The following is a 15,650-nucleotide window of genomic DNA, read 5'->3' on the forward strand; positions in this document are numbered from 1 at the left end:
CCGTGTCAGAGATGCAGCAGGGCCTCGACACGCAGGTGCTCGTCGGGCTTGAAATGGCTGTTGATGTAGGCCTGCATCTCTTGCTTGCGCTGGGTGTCGGACAGGTTGGGCGCACTCTTCAGGCGGTCCCATTCGGTACGGGCCCCAGCCAGACGGCGTTCCCAGTCGGCCCACTCTTCGTCCACCTTGGCCAGGCGATCGGCAGCGGCCTGGCCATAGCGTGCGACACGTTCGGCGTGCACGGCGGCGGGGTCCTTGCCGGGTGCCATCTGAGGCACGGGCTCGCCAGGATCAGGGGGCGGGGGCAAGCCGGACTCGAGTTGTGCGTAGTACTGCTTGAAGTTCTGTTCGTCCTGATCAAAGAAGGCCTTGGCCCAGTCGGCCCCCAGGATCTGGCGGCGCACCTGTTTTTGCTCGTCGAACACGGCCAGCCAGGTGCTGCGATCGGACTGGTCGAACTTGTTGCGGTACTGGTAGGTGCGCACCTGCCAGTACTTGTCCCAGATGGCCATGATCTCGTTGCCGAGTTGCTCGCCATGGGCCTTGCGCGCCTCATCGGCCACCAAGGCCTTGATGTCGTCGATGGTGACTTCACCCAGACCCAGGATGTAGTACTCGAAACGTTTGCGCAGATCGGGGCAAGGCGAGAGCTTGGCAGACACCACGCACCAGTCGCCCGAGGGCTCGGTGCCGGCGAACGAGCCTTCCTTGAACAGGCGGGTGCGAACCTGGTCGGGGCTCATTGCCTTGTTGGTCGCCGCGCCCGCTTGCGGCGCGGTATCCGATGTCGCGCCGATCATGCTCCAGCCGGAACCGCCGGCCGAGCCGGCACCGCCCGCGCCTTCCGAGCTGCGGTGCGTCATCCAGAGCGCGGAAGCGCCCAGTGCGACCGCGATGCCGCCTGCCACCATCCATCCACGCATTTGCGTCGTGCGCATCATTGTCTTGCTCCAACTCTTCAAGGTCCGCTACAACCAGGACCCTCTTGTTGAACCCATTCTCAGGGTTTCATGTTTCAGTCGTACCCAGGGCTAATGCCCGGTTTCTCAAAGAACAAAGGCCGATCCCCTTGAATGGAGGATCGACCTTGATGCCGCAGAGCCTTTCAGCTCAGGCTGACCTCGATCAGAGGAGCGCCCACTTCAGGCGGTTGGCGTGCTGGACGTAGAAGGCCACGGGATCAGGAGCCGACTTGCCGATGCTGCCCAGAACCTGGTTGATTTCATCCAGGTGGTTCCAGTCGTAGTTGTCCTTGATGACCTTGCCCCAGTGGCTGGAGCACTTCGACACCAGACCGTCGTTGGCTTCGCCCTTGAAGTAATCGGCGGTGTAGGCCAGCAGCGCATCAGACACGTCCCAGCCGTTGGTCTTCACGGACGTACCGGAGAACGAGTACCAGCGCATGGCATTGCCAGCGATGCTGGCCTTTTCAGGACCGGTACCACAGGTGGTGGTGGGCGCACCAACAGGGAACTTGGCATTGAAGGCTGTGGCGCCTGGGGTGCTCAGTGCGCTCAGGGCGGTCAGCAGGTCAGTCTGGCTGGTGGTCTTGTTGCCGGTCAGCCAGGAGATCAGCTTCAGGCCAGCCGTGGCGACCTGGTCAAACGTGCCATCGGGCGTGGTGTGGGCACCGATTTCATCAGCGACCTTGGAGCCGAAGTGGGTACCGGCCATCGTGCTCACCGAAGCCACCATCGTGGGCACGGTACCAGCGGCGTAACGCACGGTAGGGCCGCCATGGCTGTGGCCGATCAGGTTGAACTTCTTGACGCCATCCTTGGCGGCCCATTGCTTCATCTGCTGGACCAGCTCTTCGCCACGGAATTCAGTGGTTTGCGAAGGGTTGACCGAGGCGATGTAGACGGTGGCGCCTTCATCACGCAGCTTGGCTGGAATTTGATAGAAGTACTGGATGCCCAGCACGTTGTCAAAGCCGATGAAACCGTGGACCAGGACGATGGGGTACTTGGTCTTGGCGGTCGTGCCAGCGTGTGCAGCAGGAGCCACGGCCATGGCAGCACCCGTCACAGCAACAGCGGCACAGATAGTCTTGATAGAGAAGTTGAATTTCATGCTTGCGCTCCTTGGACGTGTCCGCTGTTGTGTACGTCTGGTGTTTATCGATTGGCGGACCAGGCAAGTATCTTTATCGAGCGTTAAATGCAACCGCGGGCATACCCGACATCCGGGGAAAGCGATCTCCCACGATGGTTGTAGCGGTTAGTAACAAGTGCGTGGGGCGCTTTGGCGACAGACGAAAAAAAGCCGACCCCCGAGGAGAAGGCCGGCCGGAAAAAGGCACCGTTGATGCCCCGCCACTTCAGCGAGGCATCCAAAAGCGCAGATCAGAGACCTGCAAGCTTCAGGCGGTTGGCGTGCTGCTTGTAGAAAGCAACGGGATCTGGCGCGTTCTTGCCGATGCCACCCAGGACCTGGTTGATTTCGTCCAGGTGGTTCCAGTCGTAGTTGTCCTTGACGACCTTGCCCCAGTGGCTGGAGCACCGTGAGACCAGCCCGTCGTTGGCTTCACCCTTGAAGTAATCGGCGGTGTAGGACAGGATGGCATCCGAGATGTCCCAGCCATTGGTCTTGACCGAGGTACCGGAGAAGGAATACCAGCGCATGCTGTTGCCATTGACGCTGGCCACTTCAGGACCCGTGCCGCATGGCGTGGTCGGGGCACCCACCGGGAACTTGGCATTGAAGGCTGCAGCGCCAGGGGCACTGAGGGCCTTCAAGGCAGTCAGGAGATCGGTGTCGCTGGTGGTCTTGTTGCCCGTCAGCCAGGAAATCAGCTTCAAGCCGGCCGTGGCCAGCTTGTCGAAACCACCGCCGGGCGTGGTGTTGGCCAGGATGTCGTCTGCGACCTTGGAGCCAAAGTGGGTGCCAGCCATGGTGCTGACCGACGCCACCATCGAGGGCACGGTGCCAGCGGCATAACGCACGGTGGGACCACCGTGGCTGTGACCGATCAGGTTGAACTTCTTGACGCCGTCCTTGGCGGCCCACTGCTTCATCTGCTGGATCAGTTCTTCACCGCGGAATTCGGTGGTTTGCGAGGGATTGACCGACGCGATGTAGACCGTGGCGCCGTCCTTGCGCAGGTTGTTGGGGATGTCGTAGAAGTACTGGATGCCCAGCACGTTGTCGAAGCCGATGAAACCGTGAACCAGCACGATGGGGTTCTTGGTCTTGGCGGGACTGAACAGCGAAGACAACAGTTGGGCCTGAGCTGGCACGGCGGCCATACCAGCGGCAGCAACAGCCACCGCAGCACAAACCTGGCGAAGGGAAGACGATGTCATGGAAGCTCTCCTATGGATGGGGCAGCTCGTATCGGCTGCTGAGCTTCATTCTTTGTTCGTCGTTAAATACACACCCTCAGGTAAACCCGAAAACCGCGGGTTGCCCTCACCCCATGCTCATGGGGCCAGGCGGGAGATCTCACGACAAATCGTCAGGATCGTCCGCATTTCTATGTGCCAGCGCGTGGTCGTACAACGCCTTTTTGGGCATGCCGGCAGCATCAGCCACCAGACCGGCTGCCACCTTGACCGGCACATGCCGCACCAGCTCCTTGAGCAAGGCATCCATGGCCGGCGACAAGGTCTGACGCTCGTCGGCATCCGGCACGCCATGCACAACCAGCACGAATTCACCGCGCAAACGATTGGCATCGGCCTTCAGCCAGGCAGACATCTCAGGCATTGCCAAGGTCGTGATGCTCTCGAACTGCTTGGTCAGCTCCCGGCAGACGGTGACCCGGCCCTGCGGCAGGACCTCGGCCAGCTCCTTGGCCAGGGCCTCGATGCGATGCGGGGCCTCGAACAGCACGACGCTGTCGCGCGCACCCAGCACCTCCTGAAGGACACTCACGCGCGCCGCGCCTTTGGAGGGCAGAAAGCCCACGAAACGGAAACCGTTGGCCTGTGCATCGCCCGCTGCGCTCATGGCCGTGGTGACGCTGCTGGCGCCTGGCAAGGGCACGACCGTCAACCCTGCGGCATGCGCCGCCTGCACCAGGTGCGCGCCGGGGTCGGACACCGCCGGCGTGCCCGCATCCGACACATAGGCCACACGCTGACCTTCCTGCAGGAGCGCCACCACGCCTTGCGCGCTGCCCACCTCGTTGTGCTGATGCAGGGCGATGAGCTTCTTGTCCATCCCGAGATGGCGCAGCAGGTTGCCCGTGACGCGGGTGTCTTCGCAAGCGACGACGTCCACCAGCGAGAGCACATGCAGGGCGCGCAAACTCATGTCCGCCAGATTGCCGATGGGCGTGGCCACCAGGTACAGCGCACCTTTGGGATACTGCTGGCTGCCGGCCACATGGTGAGCCGCCTGGAGCAGCATATTGGCATCAAAGGTCACGACAAAATCCCGGGGAGATGAAGGGGAAGCGAAGGCACTGGTCTATTTGCAGGATCAGGGCCTGACGCTGGTGGAGCGCAATTATCGGGTGGCGCGAGGCCCGAGTGCGCGTGGCGCCGAAGTCGATCTCATCATGAAGGCCCGGGACGGCACCCTCGTGTTCGTGGAAGTGCGCCAGCGCGCCAGCACGGACCATGGCGGCGCGGCGGCCACGATCAGCCGCGCCAAGCAACGCAAATGCATCCTGGGGGCCCAGTTTTACCTGATGACGCTGCGCGAGTGGCCGCCCTGCCGCTTTGACGTGATCGCCATCGACGGCGATGCCATCGAGTGGATCCCTGCGGCCTTTGATGCGTCTTGATACGTATCCGCACTTGCTTATCAGGCCAAACCCTGACTTATGATCCGCGCCATGCCGGATTCCCACTTTCAGCAGACATCGCTTCAGCAACCCTTGCTGGAGACAGCCGACTGGCTGTATCAATCATCCGATCGCCTGGCGCAGCAACTCAACTATGCAGCGCAGGCGATCATGCACACGATCACCTCGGGCGGCCGCGTGCTGTGCGCGGGCGAGGCCGAAGCCGCCTGGCTGGCCCGTCAGGCCGCAGCCTTGCTGGTCAGCGGCTCGGGGCGCGAACGCCCGCCGCTGGCCGCGCACGCGCTGTTGCCGGCGCAAGGCGGCTCGCAGCCTGGCCTGACCCAGCAGGTTCGTGCCCTCGGGCACCCTGGTGATGTCTGGCTGGCATTCTCGATGGAACGAGAAGAAACCGATCTGCGTGAGGCCACACAGGCCGCGCGCGAACATGACCTGACCTTGATTGCCTTCACGGGTGAGAGCGCCACCACGTTGGGGCCCCTGATGCGGGACACCGATGTGTGGGTGCCCCTGCCTGGTTCTCGCCCTGAGGCGCTGTTTGCCATCGGGTGGCTGGCCGTGCACGGACTGTGCGCCGCCGTCGACACCCATTTGCTTGGAGAGGATGCTTAAATGACCCGTCTGACACTGAAGCCCGCGCGCCTGCGCTGGGCCGCCGCCCTGCTGACCATCGCCAGCCTGTCGGCCTGCGCCCCGCTGGTACTGGGGGGCGCCGTAGGCGGTGCCTTCATGGCCACCGACCGCCGCACCTCCGGCATCCAGCTGGAAGACCAGACGATCGAGATCAAGGTGAACAACCGCATCAAGGAGTCGATTGGCGACCGCGGTCACATCAATGTGAACGCCTACAACCGACGCGTACTGCTGACCGGCGAGGTGCCCAATGAGGCGGACAAGGCCGCTGCCCAGCAGGCGGCCACTGCCGTGGAAAACGTGGACAACGTCTACAACGAGCTGATGGTCAGCCTGCCCAGCTCCTTCAGCACGCGTGCCAATGACGTGCTGCTGGCCAGCAAGGTCAAGGCCACGCTGGTGGATGCCCGCGACATCATCTCCAACGCCTTCAGCGTGATCGTCGAGCGCGGTGACGTCTACATCATGGGCCTGGTGACCGAGCGCGAAGCCAACCGCGCAGCCGAACTGGCCGCCAGCGTCAAGGGTGTGAACCGCGTGGTCAAGGTGATGCAGATCATCAGCGAGGACGAACTGGCACGCAAGCTGCCACGCCCTGCCAACACGGGCACAACGGCCCAGTAAAACTGGCCCCGCAAGTCAATCAGCGCAGGCGCTTGATCAGGCTGGAGGTGTCCAGCCTGCCGCCGCCTGCGGCCTGCACATCGGCGTAGAACTGGTCGATCAGGGCCGTGACGGGCAGGCGTGCGCCATGGCGGCGCGCCTCATCGAGCACCAGGCCCAGGTCCTTGCGCATCCAGTCCACGGCAAAGCCGAAGTCGAATTCGTCCTTGATCATGGTGGGGCCGCGGTTGACCATCTGCCAACTGCTGGCGGCGCCCTGCGAGATCACCTCGATCACCTGCTGCATGTCCAGCCCCGCTTTCTGACCGAAGGCCAGGGCCTCGGCCAGGCTTTGCAGCACGCCGCCCACGCAGATCTGGTTGACCATCTTGGCCAGCTGACCGGCGCCACTGTCACCCAGCAAGGTCACGGCGCGCGAGTAAGCCATGATGACCGGCTTGACGCGATCGAACGCATAGGCTGCACCACCGCACATCACCGTCAGCACGCCGTTGATGGCGCCCAGGTTGCCACCCGATACCGGCGCATCCACGAAGGAACAGCCGCGCTCGAGCGCCTGGTGCGACATCTCGCGCGCCACCTCGGCCGAGGTGGTGGTGTGATCCACCACGATGCCGCCCTTGGGCAAGGTGTTCAGGGCGCCTTGCGCGCCAACGAGCACCTCACGCAGGTCATCGTCGTTACCGACGCAGGTGAACACGATCTCGGCATCACGGGCGGCATCTGCCGGCGTCAGCGCATGTTCACCGCCATGCTCGGCCACCCAGGCGCGGGCCTTGGCATCCGTGCGGTTGTAGACCGTGACCTGATGACCCGCGCGCAAGAGATGCACGGCCATCGGCCCGCCCATGGTGCCCAGGCCAATGAAAGCAACCTTGTGGGCATGAATGGGATCGTAGGATTTGTCGGCAGCTTTCATGGGGCTCAACCTTGTCAGACGATGCGGAAATGCTCGGTGCCCGCAGACAGGTCCTGATTGCGGGCCCGCTGGCTGTTGAGCTTGATCTGCAGGCGCAGGTCGTTGACCGAGTCGGCGTTGCGCAGCGCGTCTTCGTAGGTCACGTAGTTGCCTTCGTACAGGTCGAACAGCGCCTGGTCGAAGGTCTGCATGCCCAGCTCGCGCGACTTCTTCATGATCTCCTTGATCTCGCCCACCTCACCCTTGAAGATGAGGTCGGAGATCAGCGGGGTGTTGAGCAGGATCTCGACGGCGGCCGCCCGGCCTTTGCCTTCCTGACGCGGCAGCAGGCGCTGCGACACCAGGCCCTTGAGGTTGAGCGACAGGTCCATCAGCAACTGGGCGCGACGCTCTTCGGGGAAGAAGTTGATGATGCGGTCGAGCGCCTGGTTGGCACTGTTGGCGTGCAGCGTGGCCATGCACAGGTGGCCGGTTTCAGCGAACTGCACGGCGTGTTCCATGGTTTCGCGATCGCGGATTTCGCCCATGAGGATCACATCGGGTGCCTGGCGCAGCGTGTTCTTGAGCGCCATCTCCCAGCCATCGGTGTCGATGCCGATTTCGCGCTGGGTGACGATGCAGTTTTTGTGTGGGTGCACGAACTCGACCGGGTCTTCCAGCGTAATGATGTGGCCGTAGGAGTTCTCGTTGCGGTGGTCCACCATGGCGGCCAGCGTCGTCGATTTGCCGGAGCCCGTGGCACCGACCAGGATCACCAGACCGCGCTTGGTTTGCACCAGATCCTTGAGCACCTGAGGCAGGCCCATGCCGTCGATGGTGGGCAGCTGTTGCGGGATCACACGCAGCACCAGGCCCACATTGCCCTGCTGAATGAAGGCATTGACCCGGAAGCGGCCCACGCCACCTGGCGAGATGGCGAAGTTGCACTCCTTGGTCTTTTCGAACTCGGCGGCCTGCTTGTCGTTCATGATCGAACGGGCCAGGGCCATGGTGTGCTGGGCCGTCAGCGGCTGGGGCGACACCTTGGTGACCTTGCCGTCCACCTTCATCGCAGGCGGGAATTCAGCCGTGAGGAACAGGTCGGAGCCATTGCGCGTGATCAGCAGGCGCAGCAAGTCGTTGATGAATTTCGAGGCCTGATCGCGTTCCATGATGGGTCCTGCCTGTGGATAGGGGATATGTAGAAACTGAAGTGTGCAGCAAGACCGGTCAGCCGGCCGTCAGCAATGCCCCCAGTCGGGCACTGAGCTGGCGCATGCGCAAGGACAGACGGCGTGCGGTCGAGGTCATCAGGGCCAGGCCCAGGCGAGGCTCTTCGATGGCCAGTTCGTCCAGCGCCGCATTGCTCAACACGGCCAGCGAACAACGGCTGAGCGTGAGGCAGGAGGCAAAGCGTGCGCCGGCATCCAGCAGCGACATCTCGCCCAGCAGATCGCCTTCGCGGGCTTCTGCGAGGCGCGCGCGGGCACCGGTGGGCTGCACGCGGTCAACCGCCACCAGCCCTTCCAGCACGATCAGGGCGTAGTCGCCCTTTTCTTCCTGCACGATCAGTTCGCGCCCTGGCGGCACGGTCACGAAATCCAGGTGCTGAATCAGCTTGCGGTGCTCTTCTGGCGGCAGCGATGCCATCAGGGCGTCCTTGCCCCAGGTCTTGAGCAGCAAGGCCAGGCCCACTTCGGGGTCCAGGGCATGCGCGCCCACTGCGAGGCCACGCGCCGTCCAGGCCGAGCTGGCCTTGACGTTGTCGGGGCGCTCCATGAACTGGGTGGCGAAATAACCTTCGTCGTCCGCCTTCACGTCGGCGTCATCTTCCCCCTTGCGGCCCGTGGCGTTGAGGGAGAAGCGATCCAGCAGTCGTTTCATGTCAGCCCGGGAAGTTCTCTGGGATCTTGGCCTTGGCGCGTGCTTCAGCGGGAGAGATCACATTGCGTCGGACCAGATCGGTCAGGTTCTGGTCCAGCGTCTGCATGCCCAGGCTGTTACCGGTCTGGATGGACGAGTACATCTGGGCGATCTTGTTTTCGCGGATCAGGTTGCGGATGGCAGGGGTGCCGATCATGATTTCGTGCGCCGCCACACGACCGGAGCCGTCCTTGGTCTTGCACAGGGTTTGCGAGATCACGGCTTGCAGCGATTCGGACAACATGGCGCGCACCATGTCCTTTTCAGCGGCGGGGAAGACGTCGACCACGCGGTCGATGGTCTTGGCGGCGCTGGAGGTGTGCAGGGTGCCAAACACCAGGTGGCCCGTTTCAGCAGCGGTCAGCGCCAGGCGGATGGTTTCCAGGTCGCGCATTTCGCCCACGAGGATGCAGTCAGGGTCTTCACGCAAGGCCGAACGCAGGGCGTTGGCAAAGCTCATGGTGTGCGGCCCGACTTCGCGCTGGTTGACCAGGCACTTCTTGGACTCGTGCACGAATTCGATGGGGTCTTCCACCGTCAGGATGTGGCCGTATTCGGTCTCGTTCAGGTGGTTGACCATGCCCGCCAGCGTCGTGGACTTGCCGGAGCCCGTAGGACCGGTGACCAGCACCAGGCCGCGCGGCTTCAGGGCCAGATCCTGGAAGACCTTGGGCGCGTTGAGCTGCTCCAGCGTCAGGATCTTGGAGGGAATCGTCCGGAACACGGCGCCCGCGCCACGGTTCTGGTTGAAGGCGTTGACCCGGAAACGCGCCAGGCCCTGGATCTCGAACGAGAAGTCGCATTCCAGCGTCTCTTCGTACATCTTGCGCTGGGCGTCGTTCATGATGTCGTACACCATGTCATGGACCTGCTTGTGGTCCAGCGCGTCGACGTTGATGCGCCGCACGTCACCGTGCACCCGGATCATGGGCGGCAGGCCCGCCGACAAGTGCAGGTCAGATGCCTTGTTTTTGACCGAGAACGAAAGCAGTTGGGTGATATCCATGGATGATGACAACCTGACAATGTCGTGACAGACCATTATGGCGACGATCGCAAACAACCTACAACTCGTGAGAGCGCGGATAAACCAGGCTTGTTCACGTGTTGGGCGCGCACCCGACAGTGTGACCCTGCTGGCCGTGAGCAAAACGTTTCCAGCTGAAACAGTGCGGGAAGCCTTTCACGCGGGCCAGAGAAAATTCGGCGAAAACTACGTGCAGGAGGCCATCGACAAGATCGCCGCCCTGGGGGATCTGCGCGATCAGATCGAATGGCACATGATCGGCCCTCTGCAGAGCAACAAGACGCGCGTGGTGGCCGAGCACTTCGACTGGGTGCACACGGTGGACCGACTCAAGATCGCCCAACGCCTGAGCGAGCAGCGCCCCGCCCATCTGCCGCCCCTGCAGGTCTGCATCCAGGTCAACACCAGCGGGGAAGCCAGCAAGAGTGGCGCCGCCCCGGGCGAGGCGCTGGAACTGGCGCAAGCTGTGATGAATTTGCCACGATTGACGCTGCGCGGCGTCATGGCCCTGCCCGCGCCGACGACCGACCCGGCATTGCAAAAAGCCGAACTGAGGGAGGTACGCGTCGTGTTTGATACCCTCCGATCACACGGCATCCCGCTGGACACCTTGTCCATGGGAATGAGCGGCGACATGGAGGCGGCCGTCGAAGAGGGATCCTCCATGTTGAGGGTGGGTACGGCCCTATTCGGGAACCGTTAATGCCAAATTAAGATCGGGTGGTCTCTGAAGGACCCGGTATGGACGTTTCGCGAGCCCCCCACTATTTGCTGGTCGATGACCACAGCCTGATCCGAGAAGGCATGATGCAGGCCATCCGCAGCCTGGATCCGGCTGCCCGCTTTTCTCATGCCAACACGCTGCAAGGTGCCTTGAGCAAGCTCGTGGACGCCGGCATCGACGACCCGATCGACGTCGTCCTGCTGGACCTGGGCCTGCCAGACAGCCGCGGCATGGCCACGCTGCAATCCGTACGCGCCGCTGCACCGACACAGCGCATCGGCATCATCACCGGCCAGAGCGACGTGCAAATTGCGCTGGAGTGCATCCACCACGGCGCCTCCTGCTTCATCCCCAAGCTGGCCGAAATCGACGGCTTCATGAACGCCCTGCGCGCCCTGGTCGAGGGCCGGCTGCACTTCCCGTCCGAGCTGCTGTCGCCCAGCGAGGTGGACTGGCCGACGCCGGAAGAAGAATCCCCGCCCCGCGTGATCCGCCTGACGCCGCGCCAGAAGGACGTGCTGCAGTGGATCCTCAAGGGTTGCACCAACCACGCCATCGCCACTGCGCTGGGTATCAGCGCTGAAACCGTGAAGCTGCACGTCAGCGCCATCTTCCGCGCCTATGGTGTCCACAGCCGCACGCAACTGGTGCTGCTGTGCTCGCGCAGCCCGGCCGCCATGTCGGCTGGTGACGATGACGACGCTGCACCAGCGTCTTCCATGAGCGAGGCCGTCAGGGAAAGCGCAGCGTGACCTGGTTGCGGCGCTCGCTTCGGGGCCTGTCTCCGATCGAGGCCCGCATCGACCTGCAGATGCTGCAGGACAGCTGGCGCACCGCCCCTGGTGGCCTGATCGGCCAGTTCATCGGGCTGGTGCTGATGGGCTGGATGATCCGCGACTGGCCGGTGCCGCACTGGCGCTGGATGGTGCCCGCCACCGGTTTGCTCATCGTGTGGGCCATCGTCGTGCTGATGGCCCGGCATTTCAGGCGCTTCGGCATTCCGGCGTCCGGCTACGAACGCTGGCGCATGGCCTTGCTGTGGTGGCATGGTGCTCAAGGCACATCCTGGGGCCTGATGGCCGTGGCCCTGCTGGGCGAGGCCAGCTCGGACTGGAAGCTCACCTTTGTGGCCGCCATCATCGTGTACTGCTACACCATCATGCTGGTGACCGTGCACGACTGGGCCGTGTCCTTCATGGGCGCAGCGCCCTTGCTGGTGCTGGCCGCAGGACGTTTGCTGGTAGACCAGGCCCCCTCGTCCAACTACCTGGCCGTGGTGATGATCATCTCGCTGACGACCTGCATGATCGTCTCGCTCAACATCAGCCGCCGACTGCGCGAAGGCGCCCTGCTGCGCCACGAAAACGCCGACCTGGTACTGCAGTTGCGCGACGAGATCAACAAGGTGACGCAGGCCAAGGCGCGGGCCGAGACCGCCGACCGGCAAAAGAGCGAGTTCTTTGCCTCGGCCAGCCATGACTTGCGCCAGCCCCTGCACGTGATGATGCTGCTGAGCAGCGCGCTCAAGCCCCATGTGGAGGCCAGCGAAGGCGCCACCTTGCTGAGCAAGATCCACACGGCCCTGGGCTCACTGAGCACCATGTTCGAAAAGATGTTCGACGTGGCCCGCATCGATGCGCAGCGCATCGATTACAAGGCGCAGGCCCTGCCGCTGGCCGCGCTGTGGTCGCGACTGGACAACGAGTTCTCTGTGCTGTGCGAGAACAAGGGCCTGCGCTGGCGCATCGATCCCACCGAAGACTGGGTGCATGCTGATCCGCATGTGCTGGAGCGCATCCTGCGCAACCTGCTCAACAACGCCGTGCGCTACACAGAGCAAGGCGAGGTCCACCTGCGGGCGCGGGCGCGCGGCCCCTCGATCGTCTGCCAGGTGTGGGACACGGGCGTGGGCGTGCAGCGGCAGCACCGCCACCGGATTTTCGAGGACTACTTCCAGGCGTCCAACCAGGGCCGACGCAGCAGCGAGGGCCTGGGCCTGGGTCTGGCCGTGGTGCGCCGCCTGAGCATGCTGGGCCCGACGCCGGTGACGCTGCTGTCGCGGCCCGGGCGGGGCTCCTGCTTTGCGGTGCGTGTGCCTCGGCTCATCCCGGCCGGATCGGAAGGCCTGGTTACCCGCCATGCCGAACCGCCAGTACGCCAGACTACGGCGACCGCACGGCCCACAGAGGCGGAGAAACGGGAGCGCCACGGCGGGGTGATCGTGCTGATTGATGACGAGCCGGACGTGCTGGACGGCACCTCCCTCGTGCTTCGGCAACAGGGCTGGCAAGTGGCGGCCGCCAGCACGCCCGATGGGGCCATGGATGCCGTCATTCACTTGCAGGAAAAGGGCCTGATGCCTGAGGGCGACATGCCTGTGGCCCTGATCAGCGACCACCGCCTGGGGCTGTCCATCAACGGGCTGGACGCGATCAAGCAGTTGCGCTACGAGTTTGGTGACGAACTGCCCGCCTTCCTGCTGACCGGCGAGGCCACGCCCGGCCTGGCCACGGACGCCCAGGCCATGCGCGTGCAACTGCTGCACAAGCCCATCCAGGCCGATCGGCTGTTGCGCCTGCTGCAGGAAGTGACGACGGATGCGGCATGATGGCGGGCTATGAGCACACCCACCATTGACATCGCATTCATCGGCGGCGGCAACATGGCCACGGCCATCATCGGCGGCCTGCTGCGCCAGGGCCGTACGCCCTCGTCCATCCTCGTCATCGACCCGGTGGCAGAGCAACGCGCCCGCCTGACCCAGACCCTGGGCGTGCAGACGGCTGAAGGCCCCTGCCCGAGTCTGACGCAGGCAGCCACCGTGGTGTGGGCTGTCAAGCCCCAGCAGTTCAAGGATGCCGCCCAAACGTACGCCACGCTGACGGGCCAGGCCCTGCATTACAGCGTGATGGCCGGCCTGCGCACCGACGACATGGCCCGCCTGCTGGGCACGCCACGCATCGTGCGCGCCATGCCGAACACACCGGCCCTGGTCGGCCAGGGCATGACGGGCTTGTTTGCCCGTGCTGAAGTGAGCGCGGATGAACGCGCGGCCATTGACCACATGGTGGCCCCCACCGGCCAGGCCTTGTGGGTGAACCAGGAAGCCGATCTGGATGCGGTGACCGCGCTGTCGGGCTCCGGCCCGGCCTATGTGTTCTATTTCATCGAGGCCATGACGCAGGCGGCGCAGGACATGGGCTTGAGCGCGGAGCAAGGGCGCCAACTGGCGCTGGCCACTTTCGGCGGCGCGACCTCGCTGGCGGCGCAATCGACGGATGCCCCCTCGGTGCTGCGTGAGCGTGTGACCTCCAAGGGAGGCACCACTTATGCGGCCTTGACCAGCATGGAGACGGCGGGCGTGAAGGCGGCGTTCATCGCGGCGATGCGGGCTGCGCAGAAGCGGGCTGGCGAACTGGGTGACGAGTTCGGGCGCTGAGTTTTTCTGTTTGCTGAGTGATTGCTGGATTGCTGAGCCGGCGCAAGCTGATTGGCTTGCCTGGGCTCAGGAGATTTGTCGTTGCAGCGCGGGGCGCGGGGTGAGGGAGCCGTGTCCCGGCTTCATGTTGGTGGTCCCGCTGCGCGGGACTGCCCTGCGCTCCTCGCAATGGGTTGGTGCCCTCCAACTCACTACGCGGCTGCGCCGCTGCGTTCAAACAAATCGGGCAAGCCAGATGGACGATGCGCGCTGGCGCGCGCCCAACCCATTGCTGCGGTGCTCGGCACCAACAAGGCGCCAGGCCACAGCCCCCTCACCCCTTTTTCGCCCCGCTTGCCTCGTGCGAATGCACTTCGGCATATGCCGCATGCGGGTCAGCGAGCGGCAAACACCACAACCGCCGAAGGACGAAGGCCCGTGGCATGCCACCAGCAGGGCGAAACAGGATGAGTCGGTAGCTGCCAGGCGATGTCGGTGGCGTCGAGGAGCGCAGCGGCGAGCTTGGCGTGCGCAGCACGCTTCGTTCATCTGACTCGCTGGGATTGTTTGACCAGAGCGAACGCAGTTCGCGGCGGGAGTTTCCCAGCGCAAGCTCGCCGCGAGCACCGCAGAGGCGTCCCGCTTGCAAAGCGGGACCGCCACCGTCTGAGCCTGGCGGCTGCCGACTCATCCGCGCCCTGCGCTACCCCGCCAAAGCGCCCCACCCTCCGCACGCCCACAGCCCACAGCCCACAGCCAGGAAGCCAACGAATCACCGTACCGCTACTGAGCCCAAGGCGGTATCCAGCACCAGCCCCACCCACACCGTCAAACCCAACCAATGGTTCAAACGGAAGGCCTTGAAGCAATCCTCTCGCACACGCCCCTTGATCAGCCAGCCATGCCCCAAAGCCTGCGCCCCAGCCAATACCAATGACGCGTTGTAGAACACCCCACGCCCGCTGAGCACGCCCACCTGATACCAGCAGGCCACACACAGCGCGTAAAAGGCCATCACACCAGCCACATCCAACCGCCCCAGCGTGATGGCCGACGTGCGGATCCCGATCTTGAGATCGTCATTGCGGTCCACCATGGCGTACTCGGTGTCATAGGCCAGCACCCAGGCCAGGTTGCCCGCCATCAGCCACCACACCACAGTTGGCACCTGCTCCTGAATCGCCGCGAACGCCATCGGGATCCCGAAACTGAACGCCACGCCCAGCACCGCCTGCGGCATCGAGAAGAAGCGCTTCGTAAAAGGGTAGATGATGGTCACCGCCAGGGCCCCGAAGGACATCGCGATCGTCATCGGATTGGTCGTGAGCACCAGGGCGAACGACACCAGCGCCAGCACCGCCCCCACGCCCAGCGCCTCCTTCACGGACAAGCGCCCGCTAGTGATCGGCCGCTGCGCCGTGCGCGCCACATGCAGATCGAAATCCTTGTCGGCCACATCGTTGACGGCGCAACCCGCGCTGCGCATCAGGTTCGTGCCCAGCGTGAACACCAGCAGCAGGTGCCAGCCCGGAAAGCCCCCCGCCGCCAGCCACAAGGCGGACAAGGTAGGCCACAGCAGCAGGAGCCAGCCCTGAGGCCGGTTCCAGCGGATCAGATCAAGGTATAGCGACCAGCGGTCGCGCAAGGTCAAGG

The 15,650-nt window shown here is 64.0% G+C and carries 16 protein-coding genes; 7 read left to right on the plus strand and 9 right to left on the minus strand.

Annotated features, from left to right (window positions below; translation table 11 throughout):
• Positions 1 to 5 precede the first annotated feature (5 nt).
• The 4 genes from VFW93_RS14710 to rsmI all read right to left on the minus strand — a co-directional run bounded on the left by VFW93_RS14710 (position 6) and on the right by rsmI (position 4,371).
• On the minus strand, positions 6 to 938 hold the full coding sequence (locus tag VFW93_RS14710) for a lipase secretion chaperone (RefSeq protein ID WP_329694718.1): 933 nt from the start codon (positions 936 to 938) through the stop codon (positions 6 to 8).
• Positions 939 to 1,125: 187 nt separating this feature from the next.
• The gene (locus VFW93_RS14715) at positions 1,126 to 2,073 is read right to left on the minus strand and encodes a triacylglycerol lipase (RefSeq protein WP_329694719.1); all 948 of its coding nucleotides are present in this window, start codon (positions 2,071 to 2,073) and stop codon (positions 1,126 to 1,128) included.
• A gap of 272 nt (positions 2,074 to 2,345) precedes the next feature.
• A complete protein-coding gene (locus tag VFW93_RS14720; RefSeq protein WP_329694720.1) occupies positions 2,346 to 3,305 on the minus strand; it encodes a triacylglycerol lipase in 960 nt (319 codons plus the stop codon).
• Between the two features lie 139 nt (positions 3,306 to 3,444).
• On the minus strand, positions 3,445 to 4,371 hold the full coding sequence (rsmI, locus tag VFW93_RS14725) for a 16S rRNA (cytidine(1402)-2'-O)-methyltransferase (RefSeq protein ID WP_329694721.1): 927 nt from the start codon (positions 4,369 to 4,371) through the stop codon (positions 3,445 to 3,447).
• On the opposite strand from rsmI, the gene VFW93_RS14730 reads away from it, so the two are divergent.
• The 3 genes from VFW93_RS14730 to VFW93_RS14740 are packed head-to-tail and all read left to right on the plus strand — an operon-like array spanning position 4,355 to position 6,007.
• The gene (locus VFW93_RS14730) at positions 4,355 to 4,732 is read left to right on the plus strand and encodes a YraN family protein (protein ID WP_329694722.1); all 378 of its coding nucleotides are present in this window, start codon (positions 4,355 to 4,357) and stop codon (positions 4,730 to 4,732) included. The genes rsmI and VFW93_RS14730 overlap by 17 nt on opposite strands.
• Before the next feature lie 51 nt (positions 4,733 to 4,783).
• A complete protein-coding gene (locus tag VFW93_RS14735; protein ID WP_329694723.1) occupies positions 4,784 to 5,362 on the plus strand; it encodes an SIS domain-containing protein in 579 nt (192 codons plus the stop codon).
• A complete protein-coding gene (locus VFW93_RS14740; protein ID WP_329694724.1) occupies positions 5,363 to 6,007 on the plus strand; it encodes a BON domain-containing protein in 645 nt (214 codons plus the stop codon).
• A 19-nt stretch (positions 6,008 to 6,026) separates the two neighbouring features.
• On the opposite strand, the gene VFW93_RS14745 is transcribed toward VFW93_RS14740, so the two are convergent.
• The 4 genes from VFW93_RS14745 to VFW93_RS14760 are packed head-to-tail and all read right to left on the minus strand — an operon-like array spanning position 6,027 to position 9,834.
• Positions 6,027 to 6,926, minus strand: a complete 900-nt coding sequence (locus VFW93_RS14745) for an NAD(P)-dependent oxidoreductase (RefSeq protein ID WP_329694725.1) — start codon at positions 6,924 to 6,926, stop codon at positions 6,027 to 6,029.
• 14 nt (positions 6,927 to 6,940) lie between these two features.
• Positions 6,941 to 8,077, minus strand: coding sequence for a PilT/PilU family type 4a pilus ATPase (locus VFW93_RS14750; protein WP_329694726.1), 1,137 nt, complete (start codon positions 8,075 to 8,077; stop codon positions 6,941 to 6,943).
• Positions 8,078 to 8,135: 58 nt separating this feature from the next.
• Positions 8,136 to 8,789, minus strand: coding sequence for a Crp/Fnr family transcriptional regulator (locus VFW93_RS14755; protein ID WP_329694727.1), 654 nt, complete (start codon positions 8,787 to 8,789; stop codon positions 8,136 to 8,138).
• 1 nt (position 8,790) lies between these two features.
• A complete protein-coding gene (locus VFW93_RS14760) occupies positions 8,791 to 9,834 on the minus strand; it encodes a type IV pilus twitching motility protein PilT (RefSeq protein ID WP_290644336.1) in 1,044 nt (347 codons plus the stop codon).
• Between the two features lie 37 nt (positions 9,835 to 9,871).
• Here VFW93_RS14760 and VFW93_RS14765 point away from each other — a divergent pair, with 37 nt between their 5' ends.
• Genes VFW93_RS14765 through proC form a run of 4 tightly spaced genes read left to right on the plus strand, consistent with a single transcriptional unit; the run spans position 9,872 to position 14,018 of the window.
• Positions 9,872 to 10,558, plus strand: coding sequence for a YggS family pyridoxal phosphate-dependent enzyme (locus tag VFW93_RS14765; RefSeq protein WP_329694728.1), 687 nt, complete (start codon positions 9,872 to 9,874; stop codon positions 10,556 to 10,558).
• Positions 10,559 to 10,596: 38 nt separating this feature from the next.
• Complete coding sequence (locus tag VFW93_RS14770; protein ID WP_329694729.1) at positions 10,597 to 11,331, plus strand: response regulator transcription factor; 735 nt, start codon at positions 10,597 to 10,599, stop codon at positions 11,329 to 11,331.
• Entirely contained in the window at positions 11,328 to 13,187 is a 1,860-nt protein-coding gene (locus VFW93_RS14775) for a hybrid sensor histidine kinase/response regulator (protein WP_329694730.1), read from the plus strand. Before VFW93_RS14770 ends, VFW93_RS14775 begins: the two co-directional genes overlap by 4 nt.
• Positions 13,188 to 13,196: 9 nt before the next feature.
• Positions 13,197 to 14,018 carry a pyrroline-5-carboxylate reductase gene (proC, locus tag VFW93_RS14780; RefSeq protein WP_329694731.1) on the plus strand — a complete coding sequence of 274 codons (822 nt, stop codon included), beginning with the start codon at positions 13,197 to 13,199 and terminating at the stop codon, positions 14,016 to 14,018.
• 751 nt (positions 14,019 to 14,769) lie between these two features.
• On the opposite strand, the gene ubiA is transcribed toward proC, so the two are convergent.
• Entirely contained in the window at positions 14,770 to 15,648 is an 879-nt protein-coding gene (gene ubiA / locus VFW93_RS14785) for a 4-hydroxybenzoate octaprenyltransferase (protein ID WP_329694732.1), read from the minus strand.
• Positions 15,649 to 15,650: the final 2 nt, after the last annotated feature.

It is taken from the genome of Aquabacterium sp. (assembly GCF_036279675.1).
GTDB lineage: Bacteria > Pseudomonadota > Gammaproteobacteria > Burkholderiales > Burkholderiaceae_C > Aquabacterium.